Below are 17584 nucleotides of genomic sequence, written 5' to 3'. Positions count from 1 at the left end.
GGACATCTGTTGATCAGGACTGACGAGGGAGCGGCCATGGCGGACCAAGTGGCGATCGTGACGGGAGCCAGCAGGGGGATCGGTTTCGCCATCGCGCAACGCTTCGTGGCCGACGGGTACAAGGTCTGCATCACCGGCCGGGACGCGGCCGCGCTCGACTCGGCGGCCAAGGATCTGGGCGGCGCCGCGGTCGCGATCGGGGTCGCCGGCAAGGGCGACGACCCCGATCACCGGGCCGCCGTGGTCGACACCGTGCTCGGCCAGTTCGGCCCGGTCACGGCGCTCGTCAACAACATCGGCATCAACCCGGTCTACGGGCCGCTGGCCTCGCTCGACCTGAGCGCGGCCCGCAAGATCTTCGAGGTCAACGTCCTCGGCACGCTCGGCTGGGTGCAGGAAGCCCTGCGCGGCGGGCTGGCCGAGGGCGGCGGCTCGATCGTCAACATCTCGTCGGTCTCGGGCGTGCGCCCGGCGCCCGGCATCGGCTTCTACGGGGTCACCAAGGCCGCGCTGATCCACCTCACCGAGGAGCTGGCCGTCGAGCTGGCACCCAAGGTGCGGGTCAACGCGGTCGCCCCGGCCGTGGTCAAGACCAAGTTCGCGTCCGCGCTCTTCGAAGGCCGGGAGGAACAGGTGTCGTCCGGCTATCCGATGGCCCGGCTGGGCGTCCCCGAGGACGTGGCCGGCGCGGTCGCATTCCTCAGCTCGGCCGACGCGGGCTGGATAACCGGCCAGACCCTCGTCATCGACGGCGGCGTCACCCTGACCGGGAAGATGCAGTGAAGCGGGTCGTCGTCACCGGCGCCGGCGGCGGGATCGGCGCGGCGCTGGCCCGCCGGTTCGCGGCCGAGGGGGCCGAGGTCGTCGTCAACGACGTCGACCAGGCCGCGGCCGAGGCCGTGGCCAGCGACATCGGCGGTCTGCCGGTGCCCGGCGACGCGGCCGACGAGCAGGACACCCGCCGCCTGATCGACACGGCCTGGGCCGAGCTGGGCGGCATCGACCTGTTCTGCGCCAACGCCGGCGTGCTCACAGCGGGCGACGAGAGCACGCCCGACGACGTGTGGATCCGGGACTGGAACGTCAACGTGATGTCGCATGTCTACGTCACCCGGGCGCTGCTCCCCCGGTGGCTCGACACGAACGAGCCCAAGCGCCTCGTGATGACGGTCAGCGCGGCCGGCCTGCTCACCCTGCTCGGAAGCGCGCCGTACGCGGTCACCAAACACGCCGCCCTGGCGTACGCGGAATGGCTGCGCGCCACCTACCACCACCGCGGCATCACCGTGCAGGCGTTGTGCCCGCAGGGTGTCCGCACCGACATGCTGACCCGGGGCAGCGCCCGCGGCAGTGCCAGCGCCGCCCTGCTGGCCGAGAGCGCGCTCGAACCCGACGTGGTGGCGGCCAAGGTCGGCGAGGCGCTGCAGGGCGACAGCTTCCTGATCCTGCCGCACCCCGAGGTGGCCGACTTCTATCGGCTGCGGGCCGCCGACCCCGACCGATGGCTCGGCGGCATGAACAAGATGCAGCGCGCCTTCGAGGGCGACGCCCGATGAGGGGACTCGACCTCGAACGTCTCCAGGCGTACCTCGGCAGCCCGCGGGAGCTGACGGGCCGCATGTTCGCCGGCGGCCGGTCGAACCTGACGTACGCCGTGACCGACGGCGAGCAGCGCTGGGTGCTGCGCCGCCCGCCGCTCGGTCACGTGCTGCCCACGGCGCACGACATGACCCGCGAGCACCGGGTGCTCGAGGCGTTGTCGAAGGCCGGGTTCCCCGCCCCGCGCCCGGTGCTGCTCTGCACCGACACCGAGGTCATCGGCGCCCCGTTCTATTTGATGGAACATGTCGACGGCACCATCTACCGGGACGTGGCCCAGCTCGAGGCGCTCGGCCCGGAAGCGATGCGGACGCTTGGTCTGTCGCTCGTGGACACCTTGGCCGACCTGCACGCCCTCGACCCGGCGGCGATCGGGCTGGACGGCTTCGGCCGCCCCGAAGGGTTCAACCAGCGCCAGGTCAGCCGGTGGAAGAAGCAGCTCGACGCGTCCCGCAGCCGCGACGTGGCCGGGATCGACGAGCTGCACGCCCGGCTGGCGGTCGACATCCCGGCCGGCGGACCGGGCGCCGTGGTGCACGGCGACTTCCGCCTCGACAACGTGCTGATCGGCGACGAGTTGCAGGTCAACGCCGTGCTCGACTGGGAGATGTCGACGCTGGGCGACCCGCTCAGCGACGTCGCCCTGATGCTCGTCTACGCCGACCTTCCGCTCAGTCCCGGCGCCGGTGGACGGCCGTCCGCGCCGCTGCGGGTGCCCGGGCATCCGAGCCTGGCCGAGCTGAGCGCGCGCTACGCCGAACGCAGCCGGCGCGACGTCAGCGATCTGCACTGGTACGTGGGATTCGCCGCATTCAAGCTCGCCGTCATTCTCGAGGGCGTGCACTATCGATACGTTCAGGGGCAGACCGTCGGCGACGGCTTCGAGACGATCGGTCAGATGGTCGGCCCCCTGGTCATGCGCGGTCACGAGGCGCTGGAGGGACACTGATGGACTTCGGCTTCGACGAGCGGACCGAGGACTACCGCAAGCGGCTCCTGTCCTTCATGGACGAACACGTCTATCCGGCCGAGGCCGGGTTCCACAGCGAGGGCTGGGAACCGCCACCCATCGTGGCGCGGCTCCAGGCCCAGGCACGCCTGGCCGGCCTGTGGAACCTCTTCCTGCCCGGTGCGCACGGCGCCGGCCTGAGCAATCTGCAGTACGCGCCGCTGGCCGAGATCACCGGCCGCAGCCCGCACATCGCTCCGCCCGCGCTGAACTGCGCCGCGCCCGACACGGGCAACATGGAGGTGCTGGCCGAGTTCGGCACCGAGGAACAGAAACAACAGTGGTTGCAGCCGTTGCTCGACGGGACCATCCGCTCGGCCTTCGCGATGACCGAGCCGCAGGTCGCCTCGTCCGACGCCACGAACATCGGCACCCGCATCGAGCGCGACGGAGACGACTACGTCATCACGGGCCGCAAGTTCTACATCACCGGCGCGATGAACCCGAACTGCCGCATCTTCATCGTGATGGGCAAGACCGACCCGTCGGCCGCGCGGCACGTCCAGCAGAGCATGGTGCTGGTCCCGCGGGACACGCCCGGCGTGACCGTGAAGCGCGGGATGACGGTCTTCGGCTACACCGACGGCGACCACGGCGGCCATGCCGAGGTGCTCTTCGAGGGCGCCCGGGTGCCGGTGTCGAACCTGATCGGCGAGGAGGGCGGCGGCTTCGCCATCTCGCAGGCGCGCCTCGGGCCGGGTCGCATCCACCACTGCATGCGGCTGATCGGGATGGCCGAGCGCGCGCTGGAACTGATGTGCACCCGGGCGCTCAGCCGCACGCCGTTCGGCAAGCCGCTGGCCGAGCAGGGTGTCGTGCAGGACTGGATCGCCGAATCGCGGGTACGGATCGAACAGGCCCGGCTGCTGGTGCTCAAGGCGGCCTGGCTGATGGACACGGTCGGCAACAAGGGCGCCCACACCGAGATCCAGGCCATCAAAATCATCGTGCCGGCCACCGTCGAGTGGATCGTCGACAAGGCCATCCAGACCCACGGCGCGGCCGGCGTCGGGCAGGACACGCCGCTCGCGGGGTTGTGGGCGGCGGCCCGTACGCTCCGCCTCGCCGACGGACCGGACGAGGTGCACAAGCGCTCGCTGGCCCGGCGGGAGTTGAGCCGCCACCGGAGCGCCGCCTCGTGAGCCCGGCCCAGCAGCGCGTCGACGGGCGCACCGCCCGGTCCGAGCGCACCCGCAACGCCATCGTCGACGCGCACCTCCGGCTCATCGGCGAGGGTGACCTGCGCCCGACCGCCGACCGCATCGCCAAGACGGCGGGCGTCTCGCTGCGCGCGCTGTGGAGCCACTTCGCCGACATGGAGGCCCTGTTCACCGCGAGCGGCAAGCGGGTCCTCGAGCTGCGGGACTCCTCGCACCGGCCGATCTCGCCCGAGCTGCCGCTGGCCGAGCGCATCGAGGCCTACTGCCGCCAGCGGGCCCGCCTGCTGGAGCAGATCGGCCCGACGGCCAAGGCGGCGGCGATCAAGGAGCCGTTCAGCGAGACGCTGCGCCGCTACCGGCGGATGCATGTGCAGCGCGTACGGGACGAGCTCGCCGCCCTCTTCGCGGCCGAGCTGGACGGCAACGAGGAACTGCTCGACGCGTTGACCGCGGTCAGCATGTGGCCCACCTGGTCGACGTGGCGCGAGAACATGGACCTGTCGGTCATCGCGGCCCGGGCGCGGCTGTCCCGGACGATCACTGCACTGCTGGCCGCGGCCTAGCGTTGCGCAGGCGGATGCCGCTGAAGCCGAGCGTGCTCTCGACAACCTGATCCCAGAAGGGCCACAGGTTGTCGAGAACGCGCAACTGGATGCCGGCCTCGGCATGGCACGCGATCAGGTCCCCCACGGGGACGGCCGGGCCCAGCGGCTCGACCGGCTCGGTGGCGACCATGGCGTGCGGCTCGGACCCCGGCGCGGCGATCGGCTGGAACGGCCCCGCCGGGAGCCGGTAGGCGTAGACCCTGGTCGTACGCAACGCTTCCAGCCACCCGTACTCGATGGCATGCACCCGCACCCCGCTACCGGCCCCGACGATGCGCTCGCGATCCACATCGGACGTCCCGTCGACCACCCACGCCATCGCCCGCGGGCACTGACGCGGGAACCAGTAGTCGGGCGCCCGGTCGTGCCCGACCGCCCACACGTACGCCTCCGCCTCCCGCGACGTGGGCGCGACGTGCGGCACGAAGCGGGCGATCGTCGGGTCTTCGCTGAAGTGCAGCACTTCGCCGGGCCGGGGACGCATCCGCCCAGTCTCCCAGGGTAGGAACGTGGGCAGGTGGTGGCTGTGCTGGCCGAGGGGCGTTCGCGCGGCACGGAAGTCGTGATCAGCGCACTCACCATCATCGAGGCCGTTCACGCCCGCACGAACCAGTCTCGCCTGAGCCGGCTGCTGTCCGGGCTACGCGTGATCCCGGTGGGCGATGAGGAGGCCAGGGCCGCGTCGAGGCTGCCGGCGATTGTCGGCTTGCACGGGCACAAATACGCGATCGACGCGGCGGTCGCCGAGGCTGCGTTGCGTCAGCATCGCCCTGTGGTCATGTTGACCTCCGACATCGACGACATGGTCAAGCTCTGTGGCGATCGCGTCCGACTCGTGGCGGTGTGAGGCCGGCGGGCACCAACTAGAGCGTCCGTTCGTAGCAGCGGGAGATCTCGGAGCCCGCGTACGGCCCGAAGAGCGGGATCTCGGTGTAGCCCTCGCGTTCGTAGAAGCGGATCGCCTCGGGCTGTTCCGTGCCGGTTTCGAGGCGCAGAGTCGTCCAGCCGCGGCTGACTGCAGCCGCTTCCAGGGCGCGCAGCACGGCCGTGGCCACGCCGCTGCCGCGGCTGGTGGGGACGACGTACATGCGCTTGATCTCGGCGCTTGTCCCGGTCAGGCGGCGGAGGGCGCCGCAGGCGACGGGCGTGCCGTCGGGGACCGAGGCGACCAGGAACAGGTCGATGTCGGCGGCGGTCGGCGCTGTGCCGGGCTCGTGGTCGTCGCTGCCGTAGCGCTCGTCGAGTTCGGCCCGCTGGGCCTTTCGCAGGGCGGCGCCGGCCGGATCGTCCCAGGGCCGTTCCTCAATGGTCGTCATCGCAGGTCCGCATCGGTGGCCATCTTGTTCAGGGCGGCGGCCAGATCGTCGAGGTCGAGGCCGTCGAGGTGGTCGAAGATGTGACGGCGGACGCTGGCCAGGTGGGTGGGCCAGGCCTCGCGCAGGCGGGCCAGTCCCTCGTCGGTCAGGACGGCGTTCCAGCCCCGGGCGTCCTCGTCGCACTTGACCCGGTTCAGGTAGCCCTGCGATTCCAGTTTGGCGGCCAGGCGGGTCATGCCACTGAGGGACATGTCACACGACTGGGCCAGCTCGCTCATGCGCATCCGGTGGTTCGGGTCCTCGGAGAGGTGGCGCAGCACGTTGTACTCGCTCGCCGTCATGCGCTGCTCGGCCTCGAGGTCGGCGTTCATGGCCCGAGGTAGCACGAGCAGGAGCCGGCCGAGCGCCCGCATGACCGTCTCTTCCTCAGCGGAGAGGGCGGTGAGACCCGGTGGCAGTACCGGATCGGGTGATGTGGCGGACATGACGTTGATCGTAAGCCGCGATTGCAGGAATAGTTGCTTGACGCAGCAAGTTAGAGCGCGAGGACACACCGACCAACGCCAGGCAAGGGAAAAACAGCGATGACCAAGATCGGCATTATCCTCGGCAGCACCCGCCCCGGCCGCAACGGTGAAGCCGTGGCCAAGTGGGTCTACGACGTCGCCGCCAAGCGCACCGACGCCGAGTTCGAGCTCGTCGACCTTCTCGACTACAACCTGCCCCACCTCGACGAGGCGATCCCGCCGTCGATGGGCCAGTACAGCCAGCCGCACACCATCGAGTGGGCCAAGAAGATCGACTCCTTCGACGGCTTCATCTTCGTGACCCCGGAGTACAACCACTCGACGTCGGGCGCCCTGAAGAACGCGATCGACTTCCTCTTCAAGGAGTGGAACAACAAGGCCGCCGGCTTCGTCGGCTACGGCTCGGTCGGTGGCGCCCGCGCGGTCGAGCACCTGCGCCTGATCGCCGGCGAGCTCATGCTGGCCGACGTGCGCGCGCAGGTTCTGCTGTCGCTCGCGACCGACTTCGAGAACTACAGCAAGTTCCTGCCGAGCGAGCGTCAGGAGCAGGCCCTCAGCCTGGTCCTCGACCAGACCGTGACCTGGAGCAAGGCTCTCGAGACGGTTCGCAACGCCGCCTGAGCAGACAAGAGATCAAAAACGCCACGAGGCCTCGGATGCTTGCGTCCGGGGCCTCGCGCCGCACAATGCATGGGTGCAAAACCAGACAACTAGTGACTCATTGCAGCAATTGCTCGAAATGCCACGAAAGTCTTGGTGGGCCCGGCTGCCTTTCGGCGTAAGGATGACGGCCGGCACCAGTGCGTTGCTCATGGTGATCGGCGCGGCCGTGGGCGGCGTCGCCGTGCTGACCAAAGACGGCCCCGACGCGCCGCGCATCGTCACCGCTGTCGGCCAGGCCGCTGCCCCACAGGCCGATGCCGAACTTCAGGCGCCCACGCCGCCCCCGTACGTTCCGGCCAAGCCCGGCCTCGACCCGGCGGCAACCCTTTCCCGTACGACCGATCAGGCCGACCGGACAGGCCCGCGCGAGCCACGCCGCGCGGCCGAGGCCCCGCCCAGGACCGCCGCGGCCCAGGCCCCCGTACGCACCCAGCCGGACCAGCCGCAGGCGCCGGTCAGCGCCGCCCCGGCGCAGCCGTCGATCACCACCCGCACCGACGTCGAGAAGCGCGAGGTGCCCTTCCAGACCCGTTTCGTCCGCGACCCGTCGTTGCCGCGCGGCACCCGCAAGGTCACTGCGGCCGGCGTGCCCGGCGAGGAGGCGCTGCGCTACCTGGTGACCCTGACCGACGGCCAGGAGACCGACCGCAAGCTGATGGACATCACCGTCACCCGCGAGCCCCAGGATCGTGTGATCACCTTCGGCTCGCGCCGCGGCTTCGGCCGTCCGCACGGCGGCCGCGACCGGGAGTGCCGTCGCAAGCTCGATCTCTGCGTGCCGCTGGGTCGCCAGGCCAAGGCGTACTGCCCGGACGACCAGAACGAGCTGACCGTGCTCGACCAGGACATCGAGCTGCTCGACCCGGACGCGCTGGGTGGCGAGCCGCCGCAAATGGATTGCGCCGCCAAGCCGGAGATCCCCACACTGCCGCAGTGAAGGACTTCGACGCCCTGCTCGACGAGGCCGCGGCCGTTCCGCTCGCGGGCTGGGACTTCTCGTGGTTCGAGGGCCGCGCGACCGAGCAGCGGCCCTCGTGGGGGTACGCCGACCTGGTCGCCGAGCGGCTCACCGCGGCCGCGGCCGCGCTCGACCTGCAGACCGGGGGCGGCGAGGTCTTCGCGTACGCCATGGCGAAAGCCGGCACCGCCGGGCAACGCGTCGCCACCGAGGCCTGGCCGCCGAACATCCCGGTGGCCAAGACCAGGATTCCGCAGCTGGTCGCGACCGACGGGCTGCCGTTCCGCGACGGCTCGTTCGACCTGGTGGTGAGCCGCCACCCGGTCACCACGGACTGGGCCGGGATCGCGCGCGTGCTCCGGGACGGTGGCACCTTCCTGTCCCAGCAGATCGGCGCCGGCAGCAATCGCGAGCTCTCCGAGGCCATGATGGGGCCGCTGCCGCCGCCGGCCCACCAGCACCCCGAGCAGATCGCGGCGGCCGCGGTGGCCGCCGGTTTCGAGGTCCTGCGCGTACGCGGTGAGCGCCTGCGCTCCGAGTTCTACGACATCGCCGCGGTGGCGCATTTCCTGCGGAAAGTCGTGTGGACCGTGCCCGATTTCACGATCGGGAAGTACCGCGCCCAGTTGCGAGCCGTCCATGACGAGATCACCGTGAAGGGCATGTTCGTGTCCCACGCCACCCGCGTCCTTATCGAGGCACGCCGATGATCCTGAGCGACACGCGGCTGGCCGAGATCGCCGCTGAGGTCGCCCGCGTCCCCGGCGTGGTCGGCGTCGTGCTGGGCGGCAGCCGGGCCCGCGGCACGCACACCCCGGAGTCCGACACCGACCTGGGCATCTATTACCGCGCCCCGCTCGACGTCGACCGCCTCGGAGCGGTCGCCCGGTCCCTGTCCGGGGCCTCGGCCCGTGTCACCGAGCCCGGTGGCTGGGGTCCGTGGGTCGACGGCGGCGGCTGGCTCGAGGTCGACGGCGGCGCGCTCGACTTCATCTATCGCGACCTCGACCGCGTACGCGGGGTGTGCGCCGACGTCGAGCTGGGCCGCTACGCCTTCCACCAGCAGGGTGGCCACCCGCTCGGGTTCGCCGATCACGCGTACGCCGGGGAATTGGCCCTGGGCCGGATCCTGAGTGACCCGACCGGCGAGCTGGCCCGCCTGCGGAGCAGTCTGCAGCCCTACCCGCCGGCGTTGTCCCAGGCCCTGGTCGCCGGCCTGTGGGAAGCCGACTTCCTGGTCGCGATCGCGCGCAAGGGCCTGCCGCGCACCGACACCGCCTTCGTCGCCGGCTGCCTGTTCCGGCTGGTCGGCGTGTGTGCGCACGCCCTGCACGGCGCGGCCGGCCGCTGGCTGATCAACGAGAAGGGCGCCGTGGCCGCCACCGCGGCCCTGCCCGGCGCCCCCGAGCGTTTCGCCGAGCGGGTCGATCAGGCCTTCGCCGCGGTCGAAGGCGACCCGCTGCGGTTGCGGCTGGCCATCGACATCGCCGCCGATCTGGTGCTCGACACCACCGATGCCTGCACGATGATGGTGCGGTGACTGCCGACGAGCCCACGATCCTGGCCACCAGCGCGTTCTTCGAGGTCGGCCCGTTCGGCGACTTCGCCTGGCGGCCCGGCCGCATCCACCGTCTCGCCGCCGAGCTGGCCCGGGCGCCGCGACCGCGGATCTGCTTCCTGACCCAGGCCAGCGGCGACCCGGCGGCCACCATCGGCGCGCACTACGCGGCCTTCGCCGGCACCGAGTTCGTCCCGTCGCACCTGCAGCTCTTTCCCATGCCGAACGTCGCCGACATCCGCGCCCACCTGCTCGAGCAGGACATCATCTGGGTGCACGGCGGCAGCGTGGCCAACCTGTGCGCGGTGTGGCGGGCGCACGGCGTCGACGAGATCCTGCACGAGGCCTGGCAGTCGGGCGTGGTGCTCGGCGGCGTCTCGGCCGGCTCGATCTGCTGGCATCAGGGCGGCAGCACCGACAGCTACGGTCCCGACCTGCGCGGCTTCACCGACGGGCTGGGCTGGCTGCCGTACTCGAACGGCGTGCACTACGACGCCGAGGCGCAGCGGCGGCCCAAGATGCACGAGCTGATCGGCGACGGCACGCTCGGCGACGGCTACGCGACCGACGACGGCGCCGGGCTGGTCTATCGCGGCACCACACTGAGCGAGGTGGTGGCCGACCGGCCGGGCCCGCTGGGCTACGAGCTCAAGCGCGCGGCCGACGGTTCGGTGACCGAGACGCCGCTGCCGACGCGGGTCCTCGTCTAGCTGGCGTAGTGCAGGATCACGTTGTGCACGTGGTGGGTCTTCTCCGAGCCGCGGAACTCGACCTCGTAGACGTGCTGGCCGACCGTGATCGCGATCGTGCCGGTGGAGAAGAACTGGCCGGCCCAGCTCTTGTTGCTGACCACGCTGACGCTGCTGACCTTCGAGTACGGGATGCTGGTGAGCGCGACGCGCTTTCCGACGAACGACTTGTCCTGGATGATCACGCGCCGGTTGGTCAGACCGATGAAGCCCGTGCCGGCGCCCACCGCGTCGTACACGGCGATGATCTGCTCGCCGTCCAGCAGGCCGCTCTCGATCTGCTGGAACTGGCCCTTGCTGTCGTAAATCACTCCGCTCATGGCCCGAGGGTAGCGATCAGGGGCCATGCGGAGCGGTGACCGTACGGTAGAAGTCCTCGATCCGAGCCGCCAGGGCAACCTCACCGTCCGTGAGCGTGTCGCCGTCGCGGTCGCCCAGACAGATCTGAGTGTGACCGTCGGTTCGCCGGATGCTGGGGCGTATGCGCAATGTGTCCGCCGCCACCTTGATCCGTTCCGTCAATGCGGCATGCTGACTGTCGTCGCACGCCAGTTCGCGCTTGAGCTGAACGCCGTCCTGCGTCCAGCCGCTCAGCAGCGTCAGAGCGTCGCTGAGGTAATCGGAGCGGTTCACCCGTTGTCTTCTGGCCCGCATCGCCGCACCCCCTAGGCGTCGTTGCCGGCTTGTGGCCAAACTGTCGCCGTGTCGTCATGGTCGGTGCCACAAGTGTTGCTTCCTTGGGCAACCATGTCCACGCCCACATATACGTGTTTGCGTGACGATCGGGACGCCTCGGGCAACCTGAACGATAAAGTTTTGTGGGAAGCTCTTGATTCATGCCGCCGAAACAGCACGTCAAGGAAGCGCTGTCACATTCAGTAGCGCCACGAAAAGTAATCGTGGCTGCGGTGATCATCACGGATGGCCGAGTCCTGGCGTGCGAGCGTTCCGCGCCGGTCGAGGTCGCCGGTCGCTGGGAGTTTCCCGGCGGAAAGGTCGAACCGGGCGAAACTGACGAGCAGGCGCTGGCCCGCGAGTGTGCGGAGGAACTGGGCGTCCGCGTCGAGGTCGGCGACCGGGTCGGGCCCGATGTCTCGCTGGCGCACGGCCGGGCTGTGCTGCGGGTCTTCGCCGTACGCCTGCTGGAAGGCGACGTGCCGCGGGCGCTGGAGCACACGTCCATGCGCTGGCTCGCCAAGGACGAGCTGGACAGCGTGCACTGGCTGCCCGCGGACAAGCCGATCGTCGCCGAGCTTCCGGCCCTACTGGGCTGAGGGCTCCGACCCGTACGTCTTGCGCAGTTCCCGCTTCAGCACCTTGAAGCTGGGCCCGAGCGGGAGCTGCTCGGCGAACCGGATCTGCCGGGGGTACTTGTGCTTGCCGAGCTTCTCGCGCGACCACTCGATCAGTTCCTCGGCCGTGACGCCGCCCGGGTCGGGCACCACCACCGCGCAGATCTCCTCGCCGTGCACCGGGTCGGGCACGCCGATCACCGCCACCTGCTGCACGGCCGGGTGCCGGGCCAGCGCCTCCTCCACCTCGCGCGGATAGACGTTGAAGCCACCCCGGATGACCAGGTCCTTCTTGCGGTCGACGATCGTGATGAAGCCGTCCGCGTCCTTGGTGCCGAGGTCGCCGGTGCGGAACCAGCCGTCCACCATCGCCTCGGCCGTCGCCGACGGGTTGTCGAGATAGCCGGCGAAGACGTTGTGGCCGCGGATGACGATCTCGCCCAGCTCGCCGTCGTCCATCAGCTCGATGCGCTCGTCGACCTCGGGCCGGGCGATCTCGACCTCGACGCCCCAGATCGGGTGGCCGACTGTGCCCGGCTTCGCGCCGAACGCGGGCTGGTTGGTGGTCGCGGTCGGTGAGGTCTCCGAGAGCCCGTACCCCTCATAGATGGTGGCGTGGAACGTGTCGTTGAACTTCTCGAGCACCGCGACCGGCAGGGACGCGCCGCCCGAGACGCAGAGCCGCAGGTCGGGCAGCTTGTCCGCCTTCGCTGCGGCCTCGAGCAGGCCGATGTACATGGTCGGCACGCCGTGGAAGATCGTGACGTTCTCGCGGACCATGAGCTGAATCGCGGCCTCGCCGGTGAAGCGGGCCATCAGCACCATGGTGCCGCCCAGCCGGAACGTCCCGTTCATGCCCACGGTCTGGCCGAATGTGTGGAACAGCGGCAGGCAGCCCATGACGATGTCGTCGTCGTTCAGGTCGTGGATGTCGAAGACGTTGACCATCGTGTTCATCACGAGGTTGAGGTGAGTGAGCAGGGCGCCCTTGGGCTTGCCGGTGGTGCCGCTCGTATAGAAGACGACCGCCACGTCTTCGGCCTCGCGGCTCACGTACGTACGCAGCGGTGCTCCGGTGGCTTCTTCCAGCCTGTTCACGCCCGGTACGGCGGGACCGACCGACACGACCGGGATATCGGCGATCTTGGCCGCGGCCGCTGCGTTCTCGAGCTGGCTGGCGTGGGCCACCAGCAGTTTCGCCCGGCTGTCCTGCAGGACGTACGCGTTCTCCTCGGGGGTGAGGAGAAGGTGCATCGGGACGATCGTGGCCCCGGCCGCCAGAACGGCGTAATACACGCGCGGGAAATCGGCGAGGTTGGGAATCTGGACGGCGACCACGTCACCCGGCCCGATGCCCAGACTCTTCAGGCCACCCGCGTACGCCAGGGTCTGTCGCCAGAGGTCACGGTACGTGATGCGTTCGGTGGTCAGACTGTCGATCACTGCGACTTTGTCGGGATACTTCCGGGCCGACTCCGCCAGGACGGTGGCGAGCGACAACTGGGTCATGCCAAGTGCCCTCCGATCTTGGTGTACCCGCGGAGCAGGTCGCGGGAGATGATCAGACGCTGCATCTCATCGGTACCCTCATAGATACGCATGAGTCGCACCTGGCGGTACCACCGTTCGATCGGAAGCTCGCGGGTGTAGCCCATTCCACCGTGGATCTGCATGACACGGTCTACCACGTTGTTGACCATCTGGGCGCCGTAGAGCTTGGCCATGGAGGACGCGTGGCGGGGGTCCTCGCCCTGGTCGACCGTCCACGCGGCGCGCAGAATGAGCCAGCGGGCGGCCTCCAGCTCGACCTCGGAGTCGGCGATCATCCACTGGATGGCCTGGTTCTCCCCGATCTTGCGGCCGAAGGTCTCGCGGGTGTTCGCGTACTCGATCGCCATGCCCAGCGACCGCTCGGCGATGCCGAGGGCGTTGGAGGGGATGAGGTAGCGACCCTTGCCGATCCATTTCATGCCCAGTTCGAAGCCCTGGCCGATCTCGCCCAGGATGTTGCGCGCGGGCACCCGGACGTCGTCGAAGATCAGCGCGGCCGGGCCGCCCTCGCCCATGGTCTGGATGAACTCGGAGCGCCAGCCCATCTCGCGGTCGACCAGGAAGGCCGTGGTGCCGCCGCCGCGCACACCCTTCTCGCGATCGGTGACCGCGACGACGATCACGAAGTCGGCGTCGTTGCCGTTGGTGATGAACGTCTTCTCGCCGTTGAGAATCCAGTCGTCGCCGTCCTGGCGGGCGCTGAGCTTGATGTTCGCCGCGTCCGAGCCGGCGCCGGGCTCGGTGATGGCGAAGCAGGAGATCCGGTCGCCCTCGATCGTGGGCACCAGAAATTCCTGTTTCTGCTGCTCGTTGGCGTAGTAGAGGATGTTGTCGGCCTCGCCGCCGAACTTGAACTGCACGAAGGTGCGGCCCACCTCGGTCCAGATCAGCGACTGCAGGACGGCCGGCAGGTCCATCCCGCCGTATTCCTCCGGTGTGGACAGGCCCCAGAAGCCGAACTTCTTGGCCTTCTGTTGCAACTCGCGCAGCTCACTGCGGTCGAGGCCCGGCTCGTGGCGGCGCTCCCGCAGCAGCGCCTCCTGTTCGAGCGGCATGACCTCGCGGGTGATGAACTGGCGGGCGGTGTCGCGAATCGCGCGTTCCTCGTCGGTGAGCGAGAAGTCCATGCCGTTAAACTAGCGGTGTAAGTTTTTACACGTCCAGTGCTTCTTTTCGCTGCGGGTGGGGAGATTCGAATGGCGCGGCCCCGGCAGGCCCTGCTGACCAGGGAACGGATCGTCGAGGCGGCCGCGGCCCTGGTCGACGCGGAGGGCCTGGACGCGCTCTCGACCCGCCGCCTCGCCACCGAGCTGGGCGTGCAGGGGCCCTCGCTCTACAACCACTTCGCGACCAAGGCTTCGATCGTGGACGCGGTCGCCGACGCCGTGATCGACCAGGTCGACGTGTCGGCCTTCGGGACCTTCCCGTGGGACGAGGCGCTGCGACGCTGGGCACGCTCCTACCATGCGGTGCTCGCGGCGCATCCGAATGTCGTGCCGGTGCTCGCCCAGGGGCCGGGCCGCCGGCCCGCCTCGCTGGCGATGGCCGAGGCCGTGTACGGCGCGCTCGTGGACGCCGGGTGGAGCTATGCACAGGCCACGCACATCGGCGCGCTCATGAGATACCTGGTCACGGGCTCGTCGCTGGGGTCGTTCGCGCTCGGCTTCGACGTCGATCCCGATCTCTACCACCGTTATCCACACCTTCGGCACGCACCCCGTCTGGCGGAGCATCATGAAGCCGTGGACGAGGGCGCCTTCGAACTCGGACTGGACCTGCTGATCACCGGCCTCACGGCCCGATACGAGATGGGGACCCGCTGATGACATCGCTCGACCGGCCACACCTCTACATCGGCGGAGAGTGGGTCACACCCGCCTCCGCCGACACCATCGCGGTGGAAAATCCCGCCACCGAAGAGGTGCTGGGTCACGTGCCGGCGGGCACCACGGCCGACGTCGATCGCGCGGTGGCGGCGGCCCAGGCCGCTTTCGCGGGTTGGGCCGCCGCCACCGACCGTGCGGCCGTGCTCGATCGCCTGCACACCTCGTTGGCTTCGCGTGCCGCCAAGATCGCCGAGACTGTCGGGCTCGAACTGGGCGCACCCCTCAAAATCGCCAAGGCGGTCCAGGCGGGTCTGCCGCTGGCGGTCCTTCGGTCGTACGCCGACCTGGCCGCGCAGCCGCCGGCTGCGCGGACGATCGGCAACTCGTCGATCGAGCACGAGCCGATCGGTGTCGTCGGTGCGATCACCCCCTGGAACTACCCGTTGCACCAGGTGGTGGCCAAGGTGGCGGCGGCCCTGGCAGCCGGCTGCACGGTTGTGCTCAAGCCCAGCGAGCTGACCCCGCTGGTGGCGTTCCTGCTGGTCGACGCGGCCGAAGAAGCGGGCGTCCCGGCCGGCGTGCTCAACGTGGTGACCGGCACCGGCCCGGTGGTCGGCGCCGCGATCGCCGGTCACCCGGGGGTCGACATGGTGTCGTTCACCGGCTCGACGGCCACCGGCCGGGCCATCACCCACGCCGCCGCCGACCGCATCGCGCGCGTGGCGCTCGAGCTCGGGGGCAAGTCGGCCAACATCATCCTCGAAGACGCCGATGTGGTGCGCGCCGTGAAGATGGGCGTGGGCAACGCATTCCTGAACTCGGGCCAGACCTGCACGGCCTGGACCAGGATGTTGGTGCACCGCAGTCACTACGACGAGGCTGTTGCGCTGGCAGCCAAGACCACCGACGGCTACACCGTTGGTGACCCCTTCTCTCCGGAGACGCGGCTCGGCCCGCTGGTCTCCCGGGCCCAACGCGACCGTGTGCTCGGCTTTATCGAGCGGGCCACCGCCCGCCGTGTCACCGGCAACTCTCCGGTTCCCCAGGTCGGACATTTCGTCGCCCCAACCGTCTTCGCCGACGTCGACCCGGACAGCGAACTCGCCCAGGAAGAGATCTTCGGCCCGGTGCTGTCGATCATCCCCTTCTCGTCCGACGACGAGGCCGTCGCGATCGCCAACAACTCCAAGTACGGCCTGGCCGGCGGCGTCTGGGGTTCCGACGAGCGGGCCCTGTCGGTGGCGCGGCGGCTGCGCACGGGCCAGGTCGACCTCAACGGCGGTTCGTTCAACCCGGTCGCGCCGTTCGGCGGCTACAAGCAGTCCGGTGTCGGGCGTGAACTGGGTGAGTTCGGTCTGTCCGAGTTCCAACAGGTGAAGGCGATTCAGCGATGACGGCTTACTTCGACGGCCTGGTCCTCCACTCGTCCGGCACGCGGCCCGCGGTGGCCGAGCTGCACCGGCCCGAGGTGGGTCCGGGCCAGGTTCGCGTCAAGGTGCGCGCGGCCGGCGTGTGCCATTCCGACCTTTCCATGGTGAACGGCACCATCCGCCCGTCGTTCCCGCTGGTGCTCGGGCATGAGGCGGCCGGCGAGGTCGTCGAGGTGGGCGAGCACGTCACCCGGGCCGCAGTCGGCGATCACGTCGTGCTCAACTGGCAGCCTGCCTGCCGCAACTGCTGGTTCTGCGCGAACGACCAACCGTGGCTGTGCTCGACGTCGTCCGGCGTGGCCTCGCTCGAGAACGGCGTGACCCTCGACGGCGTGCCGGTGCACGTGGCGCTGGGCTTGGGCGCCTTCGCCGACCAGGTGGTGGCGCCCGAGAACGCGGTGATCCCGGTGCCCTCGGCGCTCGACTTCGAAGTCGCGGCGCTGCTCAGCTGCGGCGTGCTGACCGGGGCGGGCGCGGTGCGCAACACGGCCCAGGTGCAGCCCGGCCAGTCGGTCGTGGTGATCGGGCTCGGCGGCGTCGGCCTGTCGGTGGTCGCGGCAGCCCGGGCCGCCGGCGCCTCCGACGTGATCGCGGTCGACGTGTCCGAGGCCAAGAAGGGGCTGGCCGAGGCGGCCGGGGCGACCGACTTCGTGGTCTCGTCGGACGCGCTGTCGAAAGAAATTCGTGGCCGCACCTCCGGCCGTGGGGCCGACCACGCCTTCGAGTGTGTGGGCCGGGCCGCGACGATCCGGGCCGCCTGGCGAGCCACCCGCCGCGGCGGCCAGGTCACCGTCGTCGGCATGGGGTCCAACGACGACCAGGTGTCGCTGTCCGCATTGGACATCTTCTCGTCGGCGCGCATCCTGCGGTCGTCGGTCTACGGCTCGGCCGACTTCGACATCGAGATCCCCCGCCTGGCCGACGACGTCCTGTCGGGCCGTCTGTCCCTCGACCACCTGATCACCGACCGCATCACCCTGGCCGATATCCCCGAGGCTTTCGACCTCATGTCCCGAGGTGAGGGTGCCCGCTCCCTGGTCATCCTCTGAGCCCACCATGACGACGATCCCCGACTGGATGCGGCCACCCCAACCCGAGATCACTCCGGAGTCGGCCTACCGCGATCGGACCGTCAAACTACGCAAATACGCTGAAGCCGGCATTCCGAACTATTGGCGCATCGAGCACGAGGAGTGGGAACCGGAAATCCACACCTACGAACTGGACGAGCCCACTCGCATGTACGCGCCGACCGGAATCCATCGCGACGAGCTGCACGCCACCAAGCCGTTCACGATCAGGCTTGACCTGGAACGGCTGGTGGGCGACTACCGGAGCTGA

The 17584-nt window shown here is 69.7% G+C and carries 23 protein-coding genes; 16 read left to right on the top strand and 7 right to left on the bottom strand.

Translation table 11 applies throughout. From position 1 onward, the window contains the following. Positions 1-36 precede the first annotated feature (36 nt). Genes KXC43_RS09610 through KXC43_RS09590 form a run of 5 tightly spaced genes read left to right on the top strand, consistent with a single transcriptional unit; the run spans position 37 to position 4331 of the window. The gene (locus KXC43_RS09610) at positions 37-783 is read left to right on the top strand and encodes an SDR family oxidoreductase (RefSeq protein ID WP_221375642.1); all 747 of its coding nucleotides are present in this window, start codon (positions 37-39) and stop codon (positions 781-783) included. Further along, on the top strand, positions 780-1556 hold the full coding sequence (locus tag KXC43_RS09605) for an SDR family NAD(P)-dependent oxidoreductase (protein WP_221375641.1): 777 nt from the start codon (positions 780-782) through the stop codon (positions 1554-1556). The genes KXC43_RS09610 and KXC43_RS09605 overlap by 4 nt, the downstream gene beginning before the upstream one ends. Next, positions 1553-2548: a phosphotransferase family protein gene (locus tag KXC43_RS09600; RefSeq protein WP_221375640.1), complete on the top strand. Its 996-nt coding sequence runs from the start codon at positions 1553-1555 to the stop codon at positions 2546-2548. The genes KXC43_RS09605 and KXC43_RS09600 overlap by 4 nt, the downstream gene beginning before the upstream one ends. Continuing rightward, positions 2548-3750 (top strand): acyl-CoA dehydrogenase family protein, encoded by a 1203-nt coding sequence (locus tag KXC43_RS09595; RefSeq protein ID WP_221375639.1) that lies wholly within the window; start codon positions 2548-2550, stop codon positions 3748-3750. The genes KXC43_RS09600 and KXC43_RS09595 overlap by 1 nt, the downstream gene beginning before the upstream one ends. Further along, complete coding sequence (locus tag KXC43_RS09590) at positions 3747-4331, top strand: TetR/AcrR family transcriptional regulator (RefSeq protein WP_221375638.1); 585 nt, start codon at positions 3747-3749, stop codon at positions 4329-4331. Before KXC43_RS09595 ends, KXC43_RS09590 begins: the two co-directional genes overlap by 4 nt. Here KXC43_RS09590 and KXC43_RS09585 read toward each other — a convergent pair. After that, positions 4306-4857: a DUF6886 family protein gene (locus tag KXC43_RS09585; protein WP_221375637.1), complete on the bottom strand. Its 552-nt coding sequence runs from the start codon at positions 4855-4857 to the stop codon at positions 4306-4308. The two genes, KXC43_RS09590 and KXC43_RS09585, sit on opposite strands and share 26 nt — an antisense overlap. A gap of 33 nt (positions 4858-4890) precedes the next feature. Between KXC43_RS09585 and KXC43_RS09580 the strand changes: the two genes are divergently transcribed. After that, a complete protein-coding gene (locus tag KXC43_RS09580) occupies positions 4891-5220 on the top strand; it encodes a hypothetical protein (protein WP_221375636.1) in 330 nt (109 codons plus the stop codon). A 16-nt stretch (positions 5221-5236) separates the two neighbouring features. Here the strand turns inward: KXC43_RS09580 and KXC43_RS09575 are convergent, their stop codons facing one another. Continuing rightward, positions 5237-5689: a GNAT family N-acetyltransferase gene (locus KXC43_RS09575; protein WP_221375635.1), complete on the bottom strand. Its 453-nt coding sequence runs from the start codon at positions 5687-5689 to the stop codon at positions 5237-5239. After that, positions 5686-6174 carry a MarR family winged helix-turn-helix transcriptional regulator gene (locus KXC43_RS09570; protein ID WP_221375634.1) on the bottom strand — a complete coding sequence of 163 codons (489 nt, stop codon included), beginning with the start codon at positions 6172-6174 and terminating at the stop codon, positions 5686-5688. Before KXC43_RS09570 ends, KXC43_RS09575 begins: the two co-directional genes overlap by 4 nt. 99 nt (positions 6175-6273) lie before the next feature. Between KXC43_RS09570 and KXC43_RS09565 the strand changes: the two genes are divergently transcribed. From KXC43_RS09565 to KXC43_RS09545, 5 genes are all read left to right on the top strand, one after another. Continuing rightward, positions 6274-6837, top strand: a complete 564-nt coding sequence (locus tag KXC43_RS09565) for an NADPH-dependent FMN reductase (RefSeq protein ID WP_221375633.1) — start codon at positions 6274-6276, stop codon at positions 6835-6837. 163 nt (positions 6838-7000) lie between these two features. Continuing rightward, complete coding sequence (locus KXC43_RS09560; RefSeq protein ID WP_221375632.1) at positions 7001-7816, top strand: G5 domain-containing protein; 816 nt, start codon at positions 7001-7003, stop codon at positions 7814-7816. Continuing rightward, complete coding sequence (locus KXC43_RS09555) at positions 7813-8547, top strand: methyltransferase domain-containing protein (protein ID WP_221375631.1); 735 nt, start codon at positions 7813-7815, stop codon at positions 8545-8547. Before KXC43_RS09560 ends, KXC43_RS09555 begins: the two co-directional genes overlap by 4 nt. Then, positions 8544-9377 (top strand): nucleotidyltransferase domain-containing protein, encoded by an 834-nt coding sequence (locus KXC43_RS09550; RefSeq protein ID WP_221375630.1) that lies wholly within the window; start codon positions 8544-8546, stop codon positions 9375-9377. The genes KXC43_RS09555 and KXC43_RS09550 overlap by 4 nt, the downstream gene beginning before the upstream one ends. Next, positions 9374-10105: a Type 1 glutamine amidotransferase-like domain-containing protein gene (locus KXC43_RS09545; RefSeq protein WP_221375629.1), complete on the top strand. Its 732-nt coding sequence runs from the start codon at positions 9374-9376 to the stop codon at positions 10103-10105. The genes KXC43_RS09550 and KXC43_RS09545 overlap by 4 nt, the downstream gene beginning before the upstream one ends. Here the strand turns inward: KXC43_RS09545 and KXC43_RS09540 are convergent. Continuing rightward, a complete protein-coding gene (locus KXC43_RS09540) occupies positions 10102-10464 on the bottom strand; it encodes a PH domain-containing protein (RefSeq protein ID WP_221375628.1) in 363 nt (120 codons plus the stop codon). The two genes, KXC43_RS09545 and KXC43_RS09540, sit on opposite strands and share 4 nt — an antisense overlap. 16 nt (positions 10465-10480) lie before the next feature. Then, entirely contained in the window at positions 10481-10798 is a 318-nt protein-coding gene (locus KXC43_RS09535; RefSeq protein WP_221375627.1) for a 4a-hydroxytetrahydrobiopterin dehydratase, read from the bottom strand. Positions 10799-10980: 182 nt separating this feature from the next. Here KXC43_RS09535 and KXC43_RS09530 point away from each other — a divergent pair, with 182 nt between their 5' ends. After that, entirely contained in the window at positions 10981-11418 is a 438-nt protein-coding gene (locus KXC43_RS09530) for a (deoxy)nucleoside triphosphate pyrophosphohydrolase (protein WP_221375626.1), read from the top strand. On the opposite strand, the gene KXC43_RS09525 is transcribed toward KXC43_RS09530, so the two are convergent. Next, a complete protein-coding gene (locus KXC43_RS09525; RefSeq protein WP_221375625.1) occupies positions 11407-12945 on the bottom strand; it encodes a long-chain-fatty-acid--CoA ligase in 1539 nt (512 codons plus the stop codon). The genes KXC43_RS09530 and KXC43_RS09525 overlap by 12 nt on opposite strands. After that, positions 12942-14114, bottom strand: a complete 1173-nt coding sequence (locus tag KXC43_RS09520) for an acyl-CoA dehydrogenase family protein (RefSeq protein ID WP_221375624.1) — start codon at positions 14112-14114, stop codon at positions 12942-12944. Before KXC43_RS09520 ends, KXC43_RS09525 begins: the two co-directional genes overlap by 4 nt. Positions 14115-14183: 69 nt before the next feature. Between KXC43_RS09520 and KXC43_RS09515 the strand changes: the two genes are divergently transcribed. The 4 genes from KXC43_RS09515 to KXC43_RS09500 are packed head-to-tail and all read left to right on the top strand — an operon-like array spanning position 14184 to position 17584. Beyond that, positions 14184-14810 carry a TetR/AcrR family transcriptional regulator C-terminal domain-containing protein gene (locus KXC43_RS09515; protein WP_221375623.1) on the top strand — a complete coding sequence of 209 codons (627 nt, stop codon included), beginning with the start codon at positions 14184-14186 and terminating at the stop codon, positions 14808-14810. Continuing rightward, complete coding sequence (locus KXC43_RS09510) at positions 14810-16207, top strand: aldehyde dehydrogenase family protein (RefSeq protein WP_221375622.1); 1398 nt, start codon at positions 14810-14812, stop codon at positions 16205-16207. The genes KXC43_RS09515 and KXC43_RS09510 overlap by 1 nt, the downstream gene beginning before the upstream one ends. Then, the gene (locus KXC43_RS09505; RefSeq protein ID WP_221375621.1) at positions 16204-17292 is read left to right on the top strand and encodes an alcohol dehydrogenase catalytic domain-containing protein; all 1089 of its coding nucleotides are present in this window, start codon (positions 16204-16206) and stop codon (positions 17290-17292) included. Before KXC43_RS09510 ends, KXC43_RS09505 begins: the two co-directional genes overlap by 4 nt. Positions 17293-17299: 7 nt before the next feature. Further along, positions 17300-17584 carry a PDDEXK family nuclease gene (locus KXC43_RS09500; RefSeq protein ID WP_221375620.1) on the top strand — a complete coding sequence of 95 codons (285 nt, stop codon included), beginning with the start codon at positions 17300-17302 and terminating at the stop codon, positions 17582-17584.

Source organism: Paractinoplanes polyasparticus (assembly GCF_019710575.1).
In the GTDB taxonomy this organism is placed as follows: domain Bacteria; phylum Actinomycetota; class Actinomycetes; order Mycobacteriales; family Micromonosporaceae; genus Actinoplanes; species Actinoplanes polyasparticus.
This window is presented reverse-complemented; position numbering and strand designations above follow the sequence as displayed.

Coding starts and splice junctions, on each gene's coding strand:
- KXC43_RS09530 (WP_221375626.1), top strand. CDS start 10,981: ATGCCGCCGAAACAGCACGTCAAGGAAGCGCTGTCACATTCAGTAGCG.
- KXC43_RS09540 (WP_221375628.1), bottom strand. CDS start 10,464: ATGAGCGGAGTGATTTACGACAGCAAGGGCCAGTTCCAGCAGATCGAG.
- KXC43_RS09585 (WP_221375637.1), bottom strand. CDS start 4,857: ATGCGTCCCCGGCCCGGCGAAGTGCTGCACTTCAGCGAAGACCCGACG.
- KXC43_RS09500 (WP_221375620.1), top strand. CDS start 17,300: ATGACGACGATCCCCGACTGGATGCGGCCACCCCAACCCGAGATCACT.
- KXC43_RS09600 (WP_221375640.1), top strand. CDS start 1,553: ATGAGGGGACTCGACCTCGAACGTCTCCAGGCGTACCTCGGCAGCCCG.
- KXC43_RS09570 (WP_221375634.1), bottom strand. CDS start 6,174: ATGTCCGCCACATCACCCGATCCGGTACTGCCACCGGGTCTCACCGCC.
- KXC43_RS09520 (WP_221375624.1), bottom strand. CDS start 14,114: ATGGACTTCTCGCTCACCGACGAGGAACGCGCGATTCGCGACACCGCC.
- KXC43_RS09505 (WP_221375621.1), top strand. CDS start 16,204: ATGACGGCTTACTTCGACGGCCTGGTCCTCCACTCGTCCGGCACGCGG.
- KXC43_RS09510 (WP_221375622.1), top strand. CDS start 14,810: ATGACATCGCTCGACCGGCCACACCTCTACATCGGCGGAGAGTGGGTC.
- KXC43_RS09515 (WP_221375623.1), top strand. CDS start 14,184: ATGGCGCGGCCCCGGCAGGCCCTGCTGACCAGGGAACGGATCGTCGAG.
- KXC43_RS09595 (WP_221375639.1), top strand. CDS start 2,548: ATGGACTTCGGCTTCGACGAGCGGACCGAGGACTACCGCAAGCGGCTC.
- KXC43_RS09550 (WP_221375630.1), top strand. CDS start 8,544: ATGATCCTGAGCGACACGCGGCTGGCCGAGATCGCCGCTGAGGTCGCC.
- KXC43_RS09575 (WP_221375635.1), bottom strand. CDS start 5,689: ATGACGACCATTGAGGAACGGCCCTGGGACGATCCGGCCGGCGCCGCC.
- KXC43_RS09535 (WP_221375627.1), bottom strand. CDS start 10,798: ATGCGGGCCAGAAGACAACGGGTGAACCGCTCCGATTACCTCAGCGAC.
- KXC43_RS09565 (WP_221375633.1), top strand. CDS start 6,274: ATGACCAAGATCGGCATTATCCTCGGCAGCACCCGCCCCGGCCGCAAC.
- KXC43_RS09525 (WP_221375625.1), bottom strand. CDS start 12,945: ATGACCCAGTTGTCGCTCGCCACCGTCCTGGCGGAGTCGGCCCGGAAG.
- KXC43_RS09560 (WP_221375632.1), top strand. CDS start 7,001: ATGACGGCCGGCACCAGTGCGTTGCTCATGGTGATCGGCGCGGCCGTG.
- KXC43_RS09610 (WP_221375642.1), top strand. CDS start 37: ATGGCGGACCAAGTGGCGATCGTGACGGGAGCCAGCAGGGGGATCGGT.